The following is a 20661-nucleotide window of genomic DNA, read 5'->3' as shown; positions in this document are numbered from 1 at the left end:
TGATAGATATAACAATAACATGCCAATTAAATTAGCCTGAACTATGATTAAAATAACTATTAATTTGAAATATATTTTGCAACGGAAAATGATTTATACAGCGCAGTTCAAATTTTAAAAAATATTTCCTTCACCAATTTTCTTTTGACTGTTATCTAAGCCGAAACTTTCGTTCGTAGTAATTGTTTCGAAATTCTGGGTGCCTAACCTTACTGACATTCAACTTGGAGTTCGCTAGATGTCAAAAGATAAACTTCCCCCTAAAGAGCCGACAAAACCACAAGATGGTGATCGCACTCAAATTGTTAAAATGGACCGTAAACCTAATACTCCTTCGCCAAAAGCGAAAGAACCTTCAAAAACGTCGAGCAAGCCGGATCCGAAAAGCAAGGTAGAACCAACACCCAAACCTTCAGAAACAAAGACTACCCCTGCAGTCTCTAAACCAACTGATAAAGACGTAACAGTAAGCCCTGTATCCTCAAAATCACCAACTAAGCCACCGCAAAAAAAAGCAACAAACACCCAAAACGTTTCAAACGCTGAAAGCCTCGTTGGCACTCTAGTTAAAGGGCGCTACAAGCTAGAAGCCTTGATTGGTCATGGCGGGTTGTGTGATGTGTACCGTGCTAAAGACAAAGTATTGGAATCTTCGGGTTCTGAATCTCCTTACGTGGCTTTAAAGATTTTACAAAAAGAGTACACAAGCCAACCTGAAACGGCTCGAATGCTGATTCGAGAAGCACAAAATACGCAGAAATTAAGCCATCCCAATATCATCCGAGTGTTCGATTTTGGTGTCGATCAACAAATTTACTATCTCGTAATGGAATACCTTGATGGGGAAACATTAGAGCAGCTTATTCAGCGCTCTCGCCCATCGGGATTGCAATATGGAAAAGCGCTCGCGTTATTAGATCAAATTCTGGATGCACTTCATTACGCACATCACCAAGACATAGTGCATGCCGATCTTAAGCCGGCAAACATCATGCTTAACTCTGATGGTCAGATTAAAATATTTGATTTTGGCGTATCCAAAACATTTAAACTAAAGCAAGACCAATATGCCGCAGCTCGTAAAGAGACTAACGATAACGTCGGTGGATACACACCTAACTATGCTTCCATTAATCTTATAGATGGCAAAGATCCTAAGCATACTGATGATCTATTCGCTTTTGCCTGCATCGCCTACGAACTTCTAAGTTGCAAACACCCTTATGGTCGTAAACCTGCGAACGTTGCTTTGAAAGAAAACTTAAAAGCAAAAAAACCGGACAATATGCCGGTCACAAAGTGGAAAGCGATCAACGATTACCTTGATCTAGAGAGCGCTCCAAAACTCGACTCAGCTGAGAAAATAAAAAGTTTCTTGCATAAAAACCACACCCCAGCAATTGCAGCTGGAGTGGCAATAATCGGGCTCATTGGAATACTAGGCTATGGTTACGGTCAATTGACAACCGAAATCGAACTTCATAAAGCTCGTATTGGCCAATTAGAAACGAGTATCCAAGACCATAATAACCTGCTTGAAACATCGCATAGCGAAGTCATAAAACTGATAGACAGTAAGCCAAGCCATCATGACGTAATATCGCAAGGACTTTTGCGTCACCATAAAGACGCAATTATCTCTGAGTTTGAAACACAGATAGACGAAATATTAAACGATAGAGAAAGCTCGTATCCGAACTACTACTCCATAGAAAAGGTTTTGGTCGAGGCTAAAAAGTACTATCCAGACTCTCACGAACTGGAAACCATTGTCGCTGATATTCGCTCCAGCAAATTATCGACCCTCTCTGTATTGGCACAGCGAATTAATACTCACCTTGAAAAAGGCCGCTATAGTAAAGCGGATAAAAAAGACAATGTTTTCACCTTGTACCTAGATCTACAAACCATTAACTCGGATTACCAGTTCAAACCATCTTCACTCGCTAACGACGTTTACGGTTCAAAATTTGAGACCGCACTAAAAGATAAAGACACTGTCACCCTTTCCGAACTGATCGCGGTTGGCAACACTCTTTTTGAAAGTGTTGAACAACACAAACCGTTGCTTCAAAAAGGCAATGAAATGTCTGCTGCCATCGAAGCTCTAAGCGCCTATCAACTGAGTTTAGACTCGGGTAATACACTGCCGTATCCATACGAAGCAGCTCGTGTTCTATACGTAGAAGAATTAAGCACATTGCGTTCTTCACTTGATGCGTCCAACACCATTAAAGAATTGGATAACCTCGTCGGAAGCATCGACAACTTTGCAACCAAAGTGCCTAATGACTTTAGAGACGTTTCGAAGCTAAGATCCGATACAGCGAATCGCTACTTGGAGCTGTCTGATTTATTGCTGAATAAGAGGAAGGCTTCGCAGGCAAGAGCTGCAATGAAAAAGGCCAATGAATTATTGCAGAAAGTTGAGCAGTCTAAGCAAGGCGGTTAATTTTGGAAAACTTATTCAAATTAATCAACGAAGCAAAGCAGGCCAACACATTGGTAACGGATAGATACGGAAACCACTTTCTATTGCTTCCAAAAGAAGTAGTTCCTAGCGATGCTTCAGAATTTGCGGATAGAGTGAACTCGAAACAGTGGTTAAATCTGTCATCGATCAGGCGAGTTAACTATCACGCTCTGTTTAATCAGGTATCCACTTCAAACCAATTAACGGTCGGTGTTTTCGACTTGGAGTCTTCACTCAATCAACTGCACCTTAAATTGGACAGAGGCGATATTGTCGCTCTCAACTTAGGTAGAAATCACTAGGTCAATTCTCTTTCTTAACGTATGAGCCAGATGGTAAATCTGGCTCATTTTTCTTAGGCTTTTAATTCGCGTCCAATTTCTTCCACAGAAATGGCTAAGACAAAAGCTCTATATTCCCCTCGAAATTCTCAATAAAAGAACAGACTTTTATAAACCAGTGTCAAAAACCTGTTGCTCACCTGTATCAGTTCAAAAAATTGACCTTTCAAAATCCTCAGTTCTGTAATTTGTCATTATTTCTGAAATATTATCGACTAAAGTTAAGCCCTATCCTTAGGAAGAGGATGTCTTTGGCATGTAATTGCTCATTTTGTTTGTATCATTTTTAAGATCGATATATCTTACTGATGATCTAGTAAGCTAATCTTGAGCTAATAGAGTAATTTTTTATGACTTTCTAGATAATTCAATATTATTATAACTATCAATAAAATTTAACAACATAACGTAGTACAATAAAAGTCAATACTGTTGTGTTGTTTTTCTAAGCGAATTATGGAACGAGGAAAGCACTTGTTACGTGCTATTGCATTTCAATGATAAAAATAAAACCAAGGATGTTAGCGCGATTTTTAAGCATCTTCGCAATAGCTATGTTGCAATTATTACTTTCAGCTGGTGCATCCGCATCTGTATTCCCTATCGAAGTTACTGGGGAAGAAAATGGCAAACGCCTTACCGGCCGATACCTTCTTTGGCACGATGCTTCGGGCAAAGCGGACATTAAAGACGCTATTCAATCTTTTGAGAATCAAGAATTCAAGCCCCTTAGTACTAAGGGGTCTACTGGTTTGCAGCCAGGTGCCTTTTGGAGTATTTTTGCGCTGACCAATACAAGTGATAAAAAAGTCACTCTCAATTTAGAGTATATAGACCACCAACTCATCTACTTAGAAGCTTACCAACGCTCTGTTTCCAGTAATCATTACTCTATGATTGCAAACCAATTTTTAGGTAACTCATTCTCTGAACGATTAGTTCCGCACCTAAGGTTTGTCGTTCCCGTTACTTTGGAACCTAACCAAACATATCAATATATGTTCCGTTACGGATCCGATGGTCAAGGGTATGTTTTTCCAGATATGCGAATCTGGTCTTCAGATAACCTAAACTATAGTCAATCGGTTGAAATTGCGCTTATTTCAGTTGGTATTGGTAGCCTACTTCTTATGGCATTAACGTCATTTGTTGTTGGTGGCGCCTCTGGCGACAAAGTTTATATGGCGTATGGTATTTATGCCATCGCCAAAATATTAACTTGGCCAACCATTCTGGGCTTCACCCACATGTTCATCTTGCAAGACAATTTTCATTGGAGCTTGATGTCGTTAGGTGGCGCAATTTCAATCATGACTGGTATTATCTTTGTCCGTTCAATGCTTCAAACGAAAGAAAAAACCCCAAAGCTGGATTGGGTGCTTCGTTTTATGATTTTGAACGCATTCCTACTGGCTTTAGCAGCATTATTTAGGGAAACAACCTACTCCATAGTCCTTATTACTATCGCATTACTGCTCTACCCTTTTATGGCTGTTGCCGGCATTATTCGCTGGATCCAAGGGTCTCTAGTCTCTGCCATCTACACCGTTGCATGGGGTATTTTAGTTGCCGGGCTTTTTGCTCAGGCCATGAGAGATTTAGGGTACGTAGAGCATAACTTTGCGACGTATTATTGGCCCGTAATTGCCTCTTTCAGTGAAATGGGTGTCATCCTCGTTGCGATGGGTATTCGCTTACTACAACTCCGTAAACGAAAAGACAACGCTGAAACCTTATATCGTCGTCAGTTGGAGCGAGCTAAATATGAGCTGGAAATGCTGGTCTCTGAACGCACACAAGCATTAGAGCAAGAAAAGCAAAGAGCAGAAATTGAAGCTAGAACCGATCCTCTTACTGGTATTAGTAACCGTCGTAGCTTTATGAAACTCGCAGAAGAGTCATTTGATCGAAGTATGTTAGAATCGAAACCTTTGGCAGTCGTCATGTTTGATTTAGACCACTTCAAAGAAATCAATGATCGCTTTGGTCACTCTACGGGCGATAAAGCGCTCAAGCTTTTTGCCAGCACAATTTCAGGCAATATTCCCGACAACGCCATTTTTGGTCGATTGGGCGGCGAAGAATTTTGCATGGTATTCCATGGAGATCAAATGATGGCGATGGATATTTCAGAGTTTCTACGTAGTACGATTGAAAACATATCCATAGACAACGGTGAAAGACAAGTTCGCTTTACCACCAGCGTCGGTATTTCTGTTTTGGATAACGAAAAACACATCGATCAACTGATTACAAATGCAGATAAGGCGTTGTACAGGGCGAAATACTCAGGAAGGAATAAGGTCGTCGTTGATTAGAGTCTGTTAATCTAACGTTACTCAGCGCTCAAACCTCTACACATGCCCAAGCCCCTACACATATCAAATGCGTAGGGGCTATTTTTTTAAGCTCAGATTGAATCACTCATCTCTCTAATAGAAATCTTTATTTCCATCCAGTGGCTTGGCGAGGTAGTCAAAATCTCGCTTCCATGACCAGTCTGGCGTAGACGATATGATTCTTTCCATTTTACATTTCTCGGTTTGATTTTCTTTTAAGCACCACGATGTGGGTTCTGGCACGGTTGCCTTGTTCATCATATGACGGTAATCAGAAACCGCTTTGTAAACCAATCTTCGTGCTTTGTTTAAACTTCCAAGCGGCTCCCATTCACCCACGGCTCTCCAAGGATTCATAGAAACGTTTTCGCAAAACTCCGTTTGTTCTGGGCTGTTTATCAACTGAGGCGGAATATAAACCGTCGCAATTGGAATAAAGGGAGATGCCTTTTCAGACCAAATTACCGTCGCATCATCAATCGGCATGTAGTGGCCAGTAAGCTTCTCTTGCACCATGAATTCAAAGCACGCGTCTCCATTTAAAAGTTGATTTTGGAGTTGAGTGTTCAAATAGTTTTCAGGCGATTTATCCACCTTTGATGGAAACTCCATTCCTTGACACGGCCTTGTAGAAAACTTGATCGCATTACTTCCCAGTTGGTAAGGAAGCATAGAGAAATACTGAGCATCTAACGGGGTGTTAATTACCGTAGTTACGGTTTGAACGGCGCGATAAAACTGTTTGGGATGAAACCTAGGAGGGAAGAAACTGATAAACCACTTCGTACGCTCAAACTTCGCTAAAAAGAGCATGTCCTCTGCGTAATCAAATATATTGCGGTTAAAAAAAGCAGGAACGTTGGTCATAATAAAATCTTGATTCCCAGAATGCCCCAACTCTGGAGCAATTGGATCGCCTTCAACATTCATGACCTTGATTGCCATGCCTCGAGCATCGCCCTTTTTATCTGCCTGAACGAGCATGTCACCGTTAGAAAAACGGATCCAGCTTGGGTACTCGTGCCCTACCTTGCTAAATAAGCTTTGCTGGAATCTTTCTGGAATATCTGGGTTCACAGTAAATGTGGCTCGCACACACCCCGTCGCTTTCGCGTGAGCATCTCGCCTGTACGGCCTTCCATTATACTCTTCAGCACGGCGCGAAATCTCGCGCGCACTGATGATGGAGGATTGCACCGCATCAAATTCAGGTTGCGACATTCCCATTTCAGCCGACACTTCATCCATCGAAAAAGAGGAATAAGAAACCAAAGCCGCCGCCACACCTAAGTAAATTGACGTTAATTTAACCATTTAGTGCACCTCCAAAGGATGGCTTTTAGCCGATTCGAATCGCGCTTCACAGGCTCTTTGTTCAGATTCGAAATAAGGCGCTTCTACATACTGATTCCAATTTTGAGGATCGCCCTCTAACGCCAGATCATAATCCGGATTTCCAAGTACCTTTAAGTACTCAATCAGTTCCATTCTTTCTTTAACACTCAGTAATGTACCTATCCGACCAGTGACATCTGCATCGGTAAACAAGTGCCCCTTATTGCCATTACCATCGATTTTTGTGTCGTGTAAGAAGGCGCCTTGTTTGTTGTCTGTCACGTAACCTAAATGAATAGGATCGTACTCTCGGTTTCCAACATAGAACGCTTGAGGTCGTTCACTTTGCGGAGAAAGTAAGTGGTAAATAGACGGAACCGAACCATTATGCAGGAACGGAGGCGTTGCCCAAACACCATGAAGCGGTCTCGATTTATAGGCTCGCTTGTTCATTATTCGGAAAGGGATGTTTAAACCGTCGTACTCGGGGATCAGAGACTTATCAATATGGTCGTCTTGGTACAATTTCGGAATCAATTGATTCAGTAAAATCTGCAAGCCATCTCCTGCATTGACTGGGGCTGAATCAGGAATAATCTTACTCGCATCGTATTTGTGATCCATGTAGTTATTCGCCGCTGTAGCGTCTGTACCGATGATTTTGGTATCAATCCACGGTAACGCCCACACAACCTCACGCCAGTCCTGACGGATCGCTCTGCCCGCTTCATAGGTAATGTCGCCATCCATATCCCATTGCCAGTTCACATCATTTTGGTGAGCTGGATTCGCTCCTTCATGAGATGCTACTGGCCACTGATAGGATTCTGAACGGTGAGGGCCATGGCAAAACTCACAGCGCTCACTAAACAAATTCTTTCCTTGTGTCGCCATAGCAATATCGATATCGCCGAGGATCTCTTCTGGCCACCTAGGCGGTTCCAACGTTCTTAATTTACCTTCTATACAATGCATTCCCGGTAAATCAATGACCGTTTCGCCAAACTCGTCTGATGTAAGGAGTTCACCATTGTCATTCACCAATTTGATTGGCGCTAAAACCCCCAAACTCTCGCCAATATTTCGAGCCATCGGCTGGTTGGTAAATCCTGTGTATTGCACCCAATCAAATCGCCACATATCCCAGAGGAAAGGGTAACTTACGGGGGCATCTGCGATTCGTAGGTTGCTGGGTTCATCTAGGTCGTAACCAAACACAACATTCCCGATTCGGCCTACCGCATCTGTTCTTCCTCGGCCTTCTTCAACGGGATAGAACTTAGGGTTACCTGCTGTTTTAGCAAAACCATACCCTTTCACGAGAAAGGCTTTTAGATCCTTTCTTAGCTTCATTCGCTTATCCATATCTTCCCCGACAACGCGGTCGGCAAAGCGGTTAAACTTAAAAGGGTCGGCATAAGTAAGAAAGGCAGAAGCGCCCAAAGACAAGATAAACTCGCCTTGCTTTACATTTGAAATACTGTGAAGTGCTTGTCCACCATCGACACGAAGCGCCTTTCCTTGGTAATGCAACTCACCGGTGTGGCAAGCCGCACACGTAATGTCCAGTTTTTCACGCTGCGTTTTTGGATCGATGTGCCGCCCGAAACCGATGGGTAAATTTCCGGGGTTCATAACACTAGGCTGCTGACCAGGGTCCACGATAAACCCCCAACCTCTCATGTTATCGGTACTTGCTAGCATCCCTCTCGATAAAGGCATTTCGAGGTTCACTAACCAACTGTATTCTAAGCCAAGAAGTTCCGTTCCTTGAGGAGTAAAATAATAGGTTTCTCTATCATTTTCAGTCCACCCTTTGTTCAAATAATGAACTTCATTCACGGTCTCCACCGTCAAGTTAGGTGCTAAATACGCTTTAACCTGAAAATAGATAACAGCCAAAACGAAGATTGAAAATATCGAAACTCTTACCCATTTGGGGCCAATGGAAAGCCAGAGGTTCCATAACGCCTTTATAACCCCCAGCCCCCATTTGTATACTTTTAGTAAGAGCCTTAACACAACTCGGAACATCGCCTTTAGTGCTGTTAGTAGCGCTTTAAAAAGCCATTTGAACGGCAGAATAAGCCACTGAACTGTTTTTTCTAATTGCACATTGTCTTCCTGACATTGATAAATTGTCTGAAACAACAATGTTAATAAACATTAACAAAACACGCAGTAATTTAGCGCCAAAAGGAGATCTCACTATCGCTTTATGCCTTCTAATGCCTAATATTTACACATTTAGCTCAACCCTTTACCTCCCTAGCCAATCAATCCCAAAACACCCACTAGTAAAAGAAGAATCCATTGAGGAAGAGAAAATAGAAGGTTAGGCAAATGTAAACGCCACGCCACCCAGAGAAAAAGAAGCGCAAACAGAATGTATTGAACGGAAATAAACATAACGCCAATATCCATGTTGGGCTTGTACGCCGAGAAAATTAACCAGACACCGGATGAAAAGAGCACAATCGTCACCATGTGCCAACACGCATACATTGTACTTTTAACACTGGTTTTCATGTCTGTAAGTAGAAATGGACGTACTGGATCGTAATGCCCTGCTATTAAATGTACGAAAGCGCAAAAAATAGCCATGACTCCCGCCCCTAACCACCAGTAATTTGCAATATTCATATTCTTTCCCTTCTAAAGACTAAACCGAACCTTTGCTTGTGCCACTTGGCAAATTTGTAGGTAGCCATACAAAACTCGCTCATAAAACAGCACGTCCGCCCGAGGGTTAAACGGCATTTTTTCATTGTGATGCGCCTTGTATGCGATCTCGAAACCTTGCTCCATATAGTGGTCATGTTCAGCAAAATCGAACCCTTGCTCCGAGAAAATTTTAGATTTCCAGTTAACAAAATCTGGGAATAACGCATTAAACGCATCCAGTTCTGTTGGGCATGCATGCTGAACATAAAAATGGGCGCCTAGCGTTTTCACCATAGCGATGTCTTTATCACGGTAAGCTTTGAGTAACCGAAGAAAGTTATCTGCCACTTCCCTTTCTATTGGGTAGGTGCTGCCAAAATCGATCACGTGTACGGTGAGATCTTTCGAGATGAGGAAATTGCCAATGTTCGGATCGGCATGAAAACGTTGCCCGTTCTTTAAACTATGGATAAGCAAATCCGCCAGTTTTTGGCATACAACGTCCCTATCCGCTTTAGAGGGATCGGATTCCAACCACTTATCTAAATGAATGCCTTCAACATAATGGGTGGTAAACACTTTGGATGTACACAAATGCTCAACTGGCTTCGCGGTTTCTACACCTTCAATGTCGTCGGCTGAAAAAGCCTGTGTTTGTTCCAATTCATGTAAATAGTCCACCTCTTCAAGCAAACTCGCTTCAATGTGAGGCAAAAGCTCGCGAAAATCGTATTCCTTAGGCAGAAGTTTAATGAGGTGTTTGAGCGTAGCCATATCAGAGCGGATCGTTTCATCAATCCCAGGGTACTGTATTTTTACCGCAAGCTGATTCCCCTCTTTATCCGAAGCAAGGTGCACTTGCCCAAGGCTAGCAGCGGCAAAAGGAGCGGTAGAAAAGCTGGAGAAGATCTTTTCCGGATAGTCACCAAACTGGTCCTTAATCACCTTTCTCACCAAGGCTCTATTAATACCCGGCACTTGATAACAGGCTTTGGAAAGCTCCTTTCTGATCGATTCAGGAATATAGACCTGATTCATACAAAGCATTTGCGCCACTTTTAAGCCAGTACCGCGTAATTTCGTTAACGCACCAAACAGTATCTTCGCGACTTCTTCATCGACTATCTCTACGTCTTCACTAGACCTAGCCGATGCCAACCCCGCGAATTTCTTGGCTTTCTGTGTGAGCTTTTTGGCTCCTGCTTTCACAGCGGCTTCGACAACAACAGAGCTACGGCTCAATTTTCCAGTTGGAATATCTGTCATGTGGTTACCTCCGCTTAATGGTGCGAACGGTATTCATCGCTTTGGTTAAATAATCAAACCCAGAGAATAAGTGATGTCGGAATAGAAACGAGACCATGTCGCTCGCTTTACTCATCATGCCACTCTCTAGAACAGACATGGCAAGCGCGAGGCTCAAATCAATCAACTGTGTGGTTTGAGTAAACTCCTCGGAGTCATCTTTAAGCCAATAGACAAGAACACCTACGTAGTAGTCCCAGAATAAAGATGAAAGAAAGCTGCTGCCTGGCTGGGGAACCAACTCCTCATTTTCATAAGCAGCATGCAGATACCCTTCAAATGTTTCTGAAATTTGATTTTTAACTGGGGACATAGCGCCAAATTTGGCTAACGGAGAAAGAAACGCCAGCTCAAATGCTTCTTCCACAAACTCGCGATTAGAAAGCAGCAGGCTTAAATGGGTTTCAAGAAATAGCTGAACTTTTTCGTTTAGCTTGTACTCATGAAAATCAGGGGTTTGATTCAATTCTTCTATCGTGTCTTCCACGATGCATTCAAAGTACCCATATAGGATTTTTTCTTTATTGGGGAAGTAATTGTAAATAGTGGCGTCACCCACTTCTGCCGCCTTAGCAATTTTACGCATCGACACATTTTTAAAGCCATCGTCCGACATTAGCTCTACCGCTGCGTTGATGATCTTTCTTCTCACCTCAGCTTTCTTTTCTTTCATTTTCATCACAATCACCACAAAACCGAAAACACTATGGATAAAATATGATCAATAAGTAATTTTGTCTATAGTGTTTTCATTTTATTGTTTGTGACTTAAAAAAGAAAATGACACCGGCTTTAATTTACAACCCATAAACATTTGATTTTAAGACCTAACATAATGATGACATTAGACATTTGTCCCTATGCAACAATTCACACCATCACCAAACAGTTTGAATTAGTCACAAACTGTATTCATCCCTAATTGAGACTCAGAGCCCTTTGCTCTAGCCCGCTTTATGCGGGCTTTTCTTTATCTCCCCATTCCGCTTCTTCTTCTTTATCACGAATCCAAATCGAAAGCTGAAAACGCTCTAATTATTCCGCTCTGGTTTACCAGCCGCATTGCAATGGACTAACAAAAAAGAAATGCAACGTGTAAGAAACAAACCGGAACCATTAATGCCTATAGATATCCAGCCCTCTCTGCATTTCTTCGATAACAAACAGTAAAAGATAACCTATTGAATAATTTATAAATAACCAGAATGATACTTTTTGCAAATATAAATTGAATGCAGTGAGTCTTGTGGCATAATCACGTACATTTAAAAGGGTTTAAGAATTGAGTATTGGCACGTTAGGTGAATGCGAGCTGCAGAGATAGGTGAATTGTAGCGGTCTAATAAGTTGTTATGTCTCGTGAGGAATGATTGTATGGAATGGGAAACAGTTAATGGCATTACAGGATTAGTAAGTGCTATTTGCTCGATTCTTGGACTGGGATATTTTGGCACTAAAAGTAAATCTGAAATTGAAACTAATGATCACATCATTACACTTCCCAAATTTATGGCTTTCATTCTAGTTAGTGGAGCTTGGTCACTATTATGCCTTTGTGCTCTCTGGATATTTAACCCTTTTGGCGGCTATATGTATCGTGAAGACTTCCTCCTATTTTATGGCATAGTGCTAACTTTACCTTCTCTAATAATTTTTGGTTTTGGAGTAAGCGCACTGCGAGCACAACAACAAACGTAACAAGCTTCAAACTGATAACCAATGAGTGGCAGTTTTGGTTTACGGTGATTTTAGTGTGTAAGGCGTAATGCAGCGGCTTGTTTTATGCATTGTCAGCGTTTTATTCTGGCGTTAGCTATTTAAGGAAAGTTCGTGGAAAAACTGGGAATAACATTTTTTGATATAGCTCTTCTTATTCTTTGTCCGATCGGTGGAGTTATCGGAAGTTTTGCATATGCAATTATGGATTCTATAGACCCACTAAATTCACCAAAAGACGAGAGCAAAACAAAAGTAGCATCCGAAGCACTCCAAGAAAAAAGGGGGATTTGGTTGGGATTACGCTGTACGCTGGGTCTCATATTGGGGTTAGTTGTGTCTTTATATTTCATTGGTTCTATCCAAGAAAATATATCAACCGTGGCCAAAATAGTCGCTCTATCAATTGTTTCTGGCTATGCGGCACCAAAAATATGGGCTGCACAAGAAATTATTGTTGAAGCAAAAATGAAGAAATTAAGCAGCGATATAGAGAAAAGCTAGCAAAAGCTTCAATCCGACATCCAACGCATGGCATTTCGGGCATTATATTGCCCGAGAAGTCCATCCTAGAGAGCGTGATTTAATCGATTCACTGAATAAAGCGTTCTATGTCGCGGTCCAGACTCGAAAGGGATTAAAGTTGAAATTGAGTGAACTGAGAATTGACTCATAACATACACCTCAGGTTTTAATGCACTTTTTAAGTCTTCTACATGCGGCAGAGCAAGCCGCCTAACTCACTTACGTCCATAAGTAACTCACAAAGTCACAGTTGCTTTGTCCAAAAAGCTACTAGATAATCAGCAACGCTAAATTCTTTCTGCTACCCATGATCTGGTTCTGGTTTACCAGCCGCTTCCAATGTGTAGATACAGGAAGAAATACGAAGCGTAAGCAACAACAAATCGGAACTGCTAATACCTATAGATATCCAGCCCTCTCTGCATCTCTTCGATAACGAACTGTAAAACATAACCTGCTGAATACTTTATAAATAATCAAACTGATACTTTTTTGTACAAACGTGCTTAAGCCCGATAATTTTCGCATTTTTAAATTGAATGCAGTGTGCCCTGTGTCATAATCACACACATTCAGAAGGGTTTAAAAATTGAGTGCTAGCTCGTTAGGTAGATACGATCTTTAGAGATAGACGGAATGTATCGATCTATTAAGTTGTTATGTAAAAGGAGGTAGCTTTGGCACAAGAAGTAGATGAAAAGAGTTTTACAGAAAGGTTTGATTCTGACGACAAATTGATAGCTAAAGGAAAAGTACTAACAACGGTTTCGTTAGTTTTGTTAGCGCTTGAAGCTTCAGGTGCGACAATGAAAGAAGCCAATACATTTATATTCAAAATTGAATTTGCACACCAAGATCATATTGCATACCTGCTATTGACAGCAGTAGTTTATTTGACGGTAAGGTATCGAAACTATGCCAAGCTTTATCACAATGAACTGTTTCTTCTTTGGTCAGATCGCATGATGAAAAATAAAGATGTATTTCATTACAGTCATCGGGAGGAAGTAGTAAAAGGATTGTTAGGTGACGCCTTCGATGTCTGGGAAGGGGATGAACCAGGAATTCAACATTCAACGTATGCAATCAGTGGTTTCTTACGCAGAGGCATTAACTACCCAGCAGTTTGGCGCGGTGAAAGCGGGGATGGTGAATGGTTAGAAGAATATTACGATGAGTATTTCAGTTTACTATCTTTCAATAAGAACTGGACTGCTTTCAAGTATCTACGTTTATTGTTTACTGAATTTAAGTATCGTCTTAGTGCCTTTATAAATGACCGTGAGCATTTGGATGTTCTTAGTCCTTATATGTTTGCTGGATTAGCCGTTTTATCAATCCTCATCCCATGGGAGGTTTTTACATAACAAGCAATTCAATCAGACCCTCAACGCGTGGCATTTTCGGTTTGCAGGTATATCAGTGGTTATGGCGCTTTGCAGAAACTATCGTTGTGCGTTTGGGGTTATTTAATCGGGCGTTATACAAATAGAGGAACTGTATGGATTTTTACACATATTCGTTAGAAGAAAGCATCTCAAAAATAGAAAATAAACAAAGTCAGCGTCATTTTGAAGAAGTCATAAAATGCTACTCAACCGGCTGCTATAGATCGGCAACAGTTATGCTTTGGTCTGTTGTTGTTACAGATGCTCTATTTAAGTTACGTAAGCTATCAGATGTTTATGGCGACAAAAATGCAGAAAAGATCCTGTTAGAAATAGAGAAAGAGCAGCAAGATGAGCCCACTTCATCAAAGTGGGAAAAGAACATTCTAAAAATGTTATTCGAGCGAACTAAGCTCCTAAGTACAGCTGATCTACAAAAACTAGAAACGATACAAAAACATAGACACCTTTCTGCTCATCCAATTTTAACCGAAGAGTCTATTTTATTTGAGCCTACCCCAGAAATGGTTAGGAGTGACATTCGAAATGCACTCGATACACTATTGACTCGTACCGCTTTGCTCAACAAAAACATCGTTGGAAAAGTCTTGGAGGACCTAGAGTCAGTAAAGGAGCTTTTACCAAAGAAACGAGAACTAAGAACCTATTTAGATAGCAAATACTTGAAGTCAACGTCTGAGCCCATTATGGACCACATATTTAGGTCGCTTTGGAAATTCGTTTTTATAACAAAAGATGATCGTGCAATGGACAATCTAGATATCAACTTTCGGGCACTAGAAATTGTTTATGAAACAAACCCTAAACAGTTTTGTGAAAACATTAAGTCTGAGAATGACTATTACTCAAACTTAAATAATGATGTTGAACCTCTTGAAAAGCTGGTGCTTTTCTTATCAACGAAGAAAGTTGTTTATAGCTCGTTGAAAAAGGCAGCTAGATTACTGATAGATAAAACGATTGAAAAAGAGTTTTCATTAAAAGCAATCAGCTTTTTCAAGGCTGAGTCACCAGAAGAGCATATTGAAAAACTTGTCGAACTCATTGAGAGCGAGCACAAACACAACTACGGTGTTGAAGGTAACTATGTTACTAACTCTCACTATTTGATAATCAGAAAATACTTAAGGGATACTGATAATAAGGAACTGCATCACAGGTTCTGTATAGCTTGCTATGGGAATAGTGCTGACTTTGACAGAGCGGACATTTATTACGATAGATATATAAAGAAACAACTCAACTCATTCACTTTAGATGAAATTAAGGTACTGCTCGATAAATGTAATCAAAATAGCCAACTACATTGGTATCGAAAGCGAGCTGACAGAGAAATGTTGTCCATTATGCAGGCTGCTTACGAAATTGACTCTGACTTTGATTTTTCAGGCTTTGATAACCTTCCTAAAAAGAAATTTGAAGAGCAGTTTGAGTAATTTGTACAACAAACTGTTTAAGAATGATTCGTAACGCGTGACACTTTTACTATGCGTTGCTTTTAGTATTTAAGGTGTTATGCGGTGGCTTTTGTATTGCGTTGCCACCAGCTTCAGTGGGCGTTATTCAAATGAAGAAGTACAGAGAATGACTTTAGAAAGAAAAATTGAACGTCTAGAAGAAGATGTCAGCCTCTTGAGAAAAGAAGGTACAAAAGTGTCTGAAGACACACGAAAAGCTTTGATATTAGATATTAAAGAAAAAACTCAAGATGGAAGTTATAAAAGCTTGAGTCTGTTTGTTGGTCTAGCTGTTGCTATTTTATCTCTCGTTGGTTACATCGGATTTGAATCAGTAAAAAGTGAAGCCGCAGAGTATGTGGTTAAATCAGAGCTGAAAAAGCAAATTTCTAACGAATTTGAAACTAATAAAGATGAATCTGAAAAAATTCTTGCTAGTGCCAGAAAAGTACTGGAAGACATAAAAGAGGAAAAAAGAACACTTGAAGCTAAGCTCGCTTCATTGGTGAAAGCTATAGACGAGAAAGAATCAAATCTGCAAAAAATATCAAATGTAATCGCCAAGTATGGTGTTATGAATAAAGATATTAGCTTGATCGTGCCTGAGCAAATAATCAATGTAATTGATAATTCGGGGTTATTCTCTTTCCTAAAATCATTTGGTATCACAGAGTATTCAGTATTGAAGCTCCTTGCAACTGAAACTGAAGATTTCAATTTCCATAAAATTGATCGGAATTCTATTGAACATAGTGTAACTCAGATTCAAGAGCGTTATTCTCTTTCAGTAGATGGTCAGCTGGGTCCGTGCTCGTCTTTAGTCACTGGAGCTTTATTGCTCGAAATCTATGAAATGGAAACACGTAAGGAGCTACAACGTTCATCCTATGGCACCACAGATTGGTTAATTAAGTCATTTCAAACGTGTACAAACGAAGACAAAGATTATATAGCAAGAGCACTTGAATATCCCGAGTTACCATTACATGGTCAACTTAATCGCTTTATTTCAGCAGCACGTATACCCCGTAAAGATCTATTGGAAAGTTTGCGTGTTTCTAGCCCTCTTCCTGAGGCGTACAAGGCATTAGATTGGATAGGTTATGACAGCGAATAAAATTTTTTATAACAAATACTTAAAATTGATTCCAAAAACACTTGGTATTTTCAGTTCAAGGTAAGATTTCGTGTTTACGGAGCAAAAATTTAGGTCAGGTGGAAGTATTGCTCACTCCATAATAGGACGTTAGTTGTTTTTTAGTAAGGGGACATTTTGAAAGTAACAGTAGACCCGAAGTGGAGTTTTTTAACAACGTTAGAAAAAGCTAGAGAAGCATATATTGGCTGGGGGAAAACCAGCACAGGTTACAGAAACAGTGTTTTGAAGGTTTGGGGAAATACTGTCGGAAAAACTAGAGCTCTGAATGAGCTCAATGAACTAATCGAAATTTCCGGCTCAAAAAATCAGTTCGCAGAAGAACACTACCTTAGCCTGTATTCTCTAAAATCAATCGAAAAGTATTTCCGCTCATTATCTGATGACTTAGAGTTAACAAACCGTGCCGTCAAATACGACTTCACGGAAGGTTGCGTCTGTGGATTAGAAGAGGATCTCACAACAGAATTCAAAGAGGTTAAGGGGCTTAATCCCACTAAGTCGATTCAAAATCTTGTGGATGAATACATTCTAGCTTTTCTAAACAGTGAGGGTGGAAGTATATTTTGGGGCATCAATGATGCTGGTGTAGTGAAGAGCTTAAAGTTAACAGCAGAGTTAAGAGATGACATTAATAAAGTAATCAATCTAAAAATTAATACTATTCAACCTTCAATAGATCCTACTCAGATAAAAGTGATCTTTCACGATGTTATTAACTCTAACAATGGGTACGTGTTAGAGGTTAACATACCAAAATCAAACTCACTTGGTCTTCATTTCAATACGTCAGGTAATACATGGGTGCGCCTAAATGGATGTAAACAAAAACTTCAGGGTGTAGCATTACAACAATACATAATTCAGCGGGTGCAACAGAACAACTTACAAGTATTTTAAGTTTCAAGGCACCTTTTAAGTCTTCTACAGGCGACAGAGCAAGCTGCCTAATCCACTTATATCCAAAAGTAACTCACAACGTCACAGCCGCTTTGTGATACCCATGTGCTGGTTCCAGTGCAAGATTGTTGTGGTTATTCGCTCGATACGTTGTCACTAAGAATCAATTATTGAGACAAGACAGATGTTTACTCTAGCCCGCTTCATGCGGGCTTTTCTTTGTCTTTCCATTCCCTTTTGTTTCTTCTTTAACCGGATATTGGATTGAAATCCCCCATCTGCTTAACCGTGAATCCAAATCGCAGGGTGAAAATGCGCTAATTATGCGGTTCTGGTTTACCAGCCCGCTTTGCAATGGTCTAATACAGAAAGAAATACAATGCGTAAGCAACAACAAATCGGAACCATTAATGCCTCAAGATAATCAGCCCTCTCTGTTTTTCTTCGATTACGAAACCTGGGGAACCAGTCCAGCCAAAGATCGACCAAGTCAATTTGCAGGCGTAAGAACGGATATGGATTTAAATATCATTGGCGAGCCTTTGGTTATTTACTGCCAGCCACCCTCTGATTACCTCCCCTCTCCAGAAGCGGCGCTTATCACCGGCATCACTCCACAAACCGCAGTGTCTAAAGGGCTTCCTGAACCTGAATTTATTCGAAAAATTCATGATGAGCTCTCTACTCCAAACACAACGAGCCTTGGCTACAACAGCATTCGATTTGATGATGAAGTTTCTAGGTACACTCTTTACCGGAATTTCTTCGACCCTTACGCATGGAGTTGGCAAAATGGTAACTCTCGTTGGGATTTACTCGATGTGATGCGTGCTTGTCATGCCCTTAGACCTGAAGGCGTCAATTGGCCAAAACGCGAAGATGGGCACACCAGCTTTAAACTGGAGCATTTGTCTGTCGAAAATGGGATAGAACACGAAAATGCCCACGATGCGATGGCAGACGTTATCGCAACCATTGAAATGGCGAGAAAAGTTAAAGAAGCGCAGCCTAAGCTGTTTGATTACCTCTTTAGCATGCGCCACAAACGTAAACTCAATGAGTTGGTCGACATCGTTAACATGACACCACTAATGCATGTTTCTGGCATGTTTGGGGCGGAATGTGCTTATACCTCTTGGGTTGTTCCTTTGGCTTGGCACCCAACCAATCAAAACGCCGTAGCAATGGTTAACCTTGCCATGGACCCTACCCCACTTATTGAACTCAGTTCCGATGAATTAAGAACAAGGCTATACACACGCCGAGATCAACTGGAAGAAGGGCAATTGCCTGTTCCCGTTAAGCTTGTTCACCTGAATAAATGCCCTGTTCTCGCACCGGCGAAAACGTTAACGGCAGAAAATGCCCAATTTATCGGAATCGACAGAGAACAGTGCTTGAAAAATCTGGCTCTCATTAAACAACACCCAGAAATTAGAGAAAAGCTTATCGAGCTATACCAAAACAAAGATGAGTACGATGTCGATCCAAACGTGGATACTCAGCTTTATAATGGATTCTTTTCTCCGGCAGACAAAGCCACCATGGACATCATTCGAGAAAAAGCCCCAGAGCAATTAGCGGGGATGGAAATCAATGTTAAAGATGAACGTATTGCGCCACTTCTGTTCCGTTATCGTGCTAGGCACTACCCATGGACGCTCGATGAATCAGAGCAAGCTAAATGGGCTGCGCATTGTCGAGATTATTTCGAAAGTAATTTGCCCGACTACATGCAGAACCTTGAAAACTTAGTTCACGAACATGATGGTGATGAAAGAAAGGTATCGCTGTTAAAATCCGTATATCAATACGTAGAAAAACTGGTCTCATAAGGTTCGTTTGTAGATGTTGCAACGTGTTCTTGGTTACGTAATTTCCTTTCTTGTCATTATGGCTTGTCTGCTTGTTGGTTTGACTATCCAACACTTATTGGGGCTCGCGATACCCGGCAGTATTTTTGGAATGTTGATTCTCTTTACGTTGCTTGTACTTGGGCTCATTCCGGTTGAATGGGTGCGCCCTACTTCACAGCTGTTTATTCGCTATATGGTGCTGCTCTTTGTGCCCATCAGCGTTGGGTTAATGAACCACTTTGACATGCTTGTCGATAACGCGCTCCCGATTTTAGCGAGTGCAGTCGGCGGTACAGCCATTGTTCTTGTTTTACTCGGACTTGGATTAGACAAACTATTGAAGGAGCCAAAATGATGTGGGTGCTCCTGACTTTAGCGGCTTTTTTCTTTGCTCGTGCAGTTGCAAGAAAACTCAATAGCCCAATTGCGAACCCGCTTGTTATTAGCGTTTCAATCATCATCCCGACACTGGTATTCCTAGATGTTGATTTTGACACTTACTACTCGCAAAACGAATGGTTTAGCTTCTTACTACAACCTGCTGTTGTTGCCCTTGCTTACCCTCTTTACGAACAGCTACCAGAAATACGCGCTCGCTGGCGTATCATATTATTGGCTTGCGGAGTGGGTAGTATTATGTCGATGTTTTCGTCGGCTATGATCGCCTATTACTTAGGAACCGAATTGCACCTTATCGCCAGTTTACTTGGCAAATCGGTCACTACTCCCATCGCTATGGAAGTCTCCAGTTACTTAGGTGGCGAGCCCGCCGTTGCCGCTATACTCGTTTTGCTTGTTGGTGTATTTGGGGCAGTTTTCGCGTATCCGATTTATAACTTGATTGGTGTTAAACACCCAATAGCACGAGGTCTTACCATGGGTACTGTTTCTCATGCCCTTGGAACCGCTGCTTGCGCAGAGAAACACCCAAAAGACGCGGCATTTAGCTCGCTCGCGCTCGTTGCTTGTGGGGTGATCACGTCAATTCTCGCTCCGGCATTTTTTGCGTTGGTCGTGTGGTTAGGGTAATCAGCCCCTAACTTCACGCCTCCCCCTCCTATCTCCCCTTATCTCCCCTTATCTCCACTTATCTCCACTTATCTCTCCCTATATCGCCCTTTTCGCTAACTGCCACTTACTCCAATTCACTTTCACTTGCTCTCACTTTTGCTCAAATAACCGCTT

General features: G+C 41.2%; 17 protein-coding genes. 12 read left to right on the top strand and 5 right to left on the bottom strand.

Annotation, left to right across the window (positions count from 1 at the left end; translation table 11 throughout):
* Positions 1 to 238: 238 nt before the first annotated feature.
* From CW749_RS26030 to CW749_RS26020, 3 genes are all read left to right on the top strand, one after another.
* On the top strand, positions 239 to 2452 hold the full coding sequence (locus tag CW749_RS26030) for a protein kinase (RefSeq protein ID WP_101115376.1): 2214 nt from the start codon (positions 239 to 241) through the stop codon (positions 2450 to 2452).
* Positions 2453 to 2454: 2 nt separating this feature from the next.
* On the top strand, positions 2455 to 2775 hold the full coding sequence (locus CW749_RS26025) for a hypothetical protein (protein WP_101115375.1): 321 nt from the start codon (positions 2455 to 2457) through the stop codon (positions 2773 to 2775).
* Positions 2776 to 3368: 593 nt separating this feature from the next.
* Positions 3369 to 5132, top strand: coding sequence for a diguanylate cyclase (locus CW749_RS26020; RefSeq protein WP_237322587.1), 1764 nt, complete (start codon positions 3369 to 3371; stop codon positions 5130 to 5132).
* Positions 5133 to 5246: 114 nt separating this feature from the next.
* On the opposite strand, the gene CW749_RS26015 is transcribed toward CW749_RS26020, so the two are convergent.
* The 5 genes from CW749_RS26015 to CW749_RS25995 form a co-directional block, all read right to left on the bottom strand.
* Positions 5247 to 6467, bottom strand: coding sequence for a catalase family protein (locus CW749_RS26015; RefSeq protein WP_101115373.1), 1221 nt, complete (start codon positions 6465 to 6467; stop codon positions 5247 to 5249).
* The gene (locus CW749_RS26010; protein ID WP_101115372.1) at positions 6468 to 8603 is read right to left on the bottom strand and encodes a di-heme-cytochrome C peroxidase; all 2136 of its coding nucleotides are present in this window, start codon (positions 8601 to 8603) and stop codon (positions 6468 to 6470) included.
* 153 nt (positions 8604 to 8756) lie between these two features.
* On the bottom strand, positions 8757 to 9131 hold the full coding sequence (locus tag CW749_RS26005) for a hypothetical protein (RefSeq protein ID WP_101115371.1): 375 nt from the start codon (positions 9129 to 9131) through the stop codon (positions 8757 to 8759).
* Between the two features lie 12 nt (positions 9132 to 9143).
* Complete coding sequence (locus CW749_RS26000; protein ID WP_101115370.1) at positions 9144 to 10418, bottom strand: AarF/ABC1/UbiB kinase family protein; 1275 nt, start codon at positions 10416 to 10418, stop codon at positions 9144 to 9146.
* 4 nt (positions 10419 to 10422) lie between these two features.
* Positions 10423 to 11136 carry a TetR family transcriptional regulator gene (locus CW749_RS25995; protein ID WP_101115369.1) on the bottom strand — a complete coding sequence of 238 codons (714 nt, stop codon included), beginning with the start codon at positions 11134 to 11136 and terminating at the stop codon, positions 10423 to 10425.
* A 695-nt stretch (positions 11137 to 11831) separates the two neighbouring features.
* On the opposite strand from CW749_RS25995, the gene CW749_RS25990 reads away from it, so the two are divergent.
* The 9 genes from CW749_RS25990 (at position 11832) to CW749_RS25945 (ending at position 20505) form a co-directional block, all read left to right on the top strand.
* The gene (locus tag CW749_RS25990) at positions 11832 to 12155 is read left to right on the top strand and encodes a hypothetical protein (protein WP_101115368.1); all 324 of its coding nucleotides are present in this window, start codon (positions 11832 to 11834) and stop codon (positions 12153 to 12155) included.
* A gap of 132 nt (positions 12156 to 12287) precedes the next feature.
* Positions 12288 to 12677, top strand: a complete 390-nt coding sequence (locus CW749_RS25985; RefSeq protein WP_101115367.1) for a hypothetical protein — start codon at positions 12288 to 12290, stop codon at positions 12675 to 12677.
* Positions 12678 to 13375: 698 nt separating this feature from the next.
* Entirely contained in the window at positions 13376 to 14065 is a 690-nt protein-coding gene (locus tag CW749_RS25980; RefSeq protein WP_101115366.1) for a hypothetical protein, read from the top strand.
* Between the two features lie 134 nt (positions 14066 to 14199).
* On the top strand, positions 14200 to 15543 hold the full coding sequence (locus CW749_RS25975; protein ID WP_101115365.1) for a hypothetical protein: 1344 nt from the start codon (positions 14200 to 14202) through the stop codon (positions 15541 to 15543).
* Positions 15544 to 15691: 148 nt separating this feature from the next.
* The gene (locus tag CW749_RS25965) at positions 15692 to 16681 is read left to right on the top strand and encodes a hypothetical protein (RefSeq protein ID WP_101115364.1); all 990 of its coding nucleotides are present in this window, start codon (positions 15692 to 15694) and stop codon (positions 16679 to 16681) included.
* Positions 16682 to 16837: 156 nt separating this feature from the next.
* Positions 16838 to 17620: an ATP-binding protein gene (locus CW749_RS25960; protein WP_180958498.1), complete on the top strand. Its 783-nt coding sequence runs from the start codon at positions 16838 to 16840 to the stop codon at positions 17618 to 17620.
* Between the two features lie 410 nt (positions 17621 to 18030).
* Positions 18031 to 19455 (top strand): exodeoxyribonuclease I, encoded by a 1425-nt coding sequence (sbcB, locus tag CW749_RS25955; RefSeq protein WP_101115363.1) that lies wholly within the window; start codon positions 18031 to 18033, stop codon positions 19453 to 19455.
* Positions 19456 to 19468: 13 nt separating this feature from the next.
* Positions 19469 to 19831 (top strand): CidA/LrgA family protein, encoded by a 363-nt coding sequence (locus CW749_RS25950; protein WP_101115362.1) that lies wholly within the window; start codon positions 19469 to 19471, stop codon positions 19829 to 19831.
* Positions 19831 to 20505: an LrgB family protein gene (locus tag CW749_RS25945; protein ID WP_101115406.1), complete on the top strand. Its 675-nt coding sequence runs from the start codon at positions 19831 to 19833 to the stop codon at positions 20503 to 20505. The genes CW749_RS25950 and CW749_RS25945 overlap by 1 nt, the downstream gene beginning before the upstream one ends.
* Positions 20506 to 20661: the final 156 nt, after the last annotated feature.

This window comes from Vibrio sp. vnigr-6D03, assembly GCF_002835515.1.
In the GTDB taxonomy this organism is placed as follows: Bacteria; Pseudomonadota; Gammaproteobacteria; order Enterobacterales; family Vibrionaceae; genus Vibrio; species Vibrio penaeicida.
The sequence above is the reverse complement of the archived record's forward strand: the minus strand, read 5'-3'. Positions and strand labels throughout refer to the sequence as shown.

Bases quoted from the DNA above. Each gene is read 5' to 3' on its own strand.
- CW749_RS26030 (WP_101115376.1), top strand. From the start codon at position 239: ATGTCAAAAGATAAACTTCCCCCTAAAGAGCCGACAAAACCACAAGAT.
- CW749_RS26020 (WP_237322587.1), top strand. From the start codon at position 3,369: ATGTTGCAATTATTACTTTCAGCTGGTGCATCCGCATCTGTATTCCCT.
- CW749_RS26015 (WP_101115373.1), bottom strand. From the start codon at position 6,467: ATGGTTAAATTAACGTCAATTTACTTAGGTGTGGCGGCGGCTTTGGTT.
- CW749_RS26005 (WP_101115371.1), bottom strand. From the start codon at position 9,131: ATGAATATTGCAAATTACTGGTGGTTAGGGGCGGGAGTCATGGCTATT.
- CW749_RS26000 (WP_101115370.1), bottom strand. From the start codon at position 10,418: ATGACAGATATTCCAACTGGAAAATTGAGCCGTAGCTCTGTTGTTGTC.
- CW749_RS25995 (WP_101115369.1), bottom strand. From the start codon at position 11,136: ATGAAAATGAAAGAAAAGAAAGCTGAGGTGAGAAGAAAGATCATCAAC.
- CW749_RS25990 (WP_101115368.1), top strand. From the start codon at position 11,832: ATGGAATGGGAAACAGTTAATGGCATTACAGGATTAGTAAGTGCTATT.
- CW749_RS25975 (WP_101115365.1), top strand. From the start codon at position 14,200: ATGGATTTTTACACATATTCGTTAGAAGAAAGCATCTCAAAAATAGAA.
- CW749_RS25965 (WP_101115364.1), top strand. From the start codon at position 15,692: ATGACTTTAGAAAGAAAAATTGAACGTCTAGAAGAAGATGTCAGCCTC.
- sbcB (WP_101115363.1), top strand. From the start codon at position 18,031: ATGCCTCAAGATAATCAGCCCTCTCTGTTTTTCTTCGATTACGAAACC.
- CW749_RS25950 (WP_101115362.1), top strand. From the start codon at position 19,469: ATGTTGCAACGTGTTCTTGGTTACGTAATTTCCTTTCTTGTCATTATG.
- CW749_RS25945 (WP_101115406.1), top strand. From the start codon at position 19,831: ATGTGGGTGCTCCTGACTTTAGCGGCTTTTTTCTTTGCTCGTGCAGTT.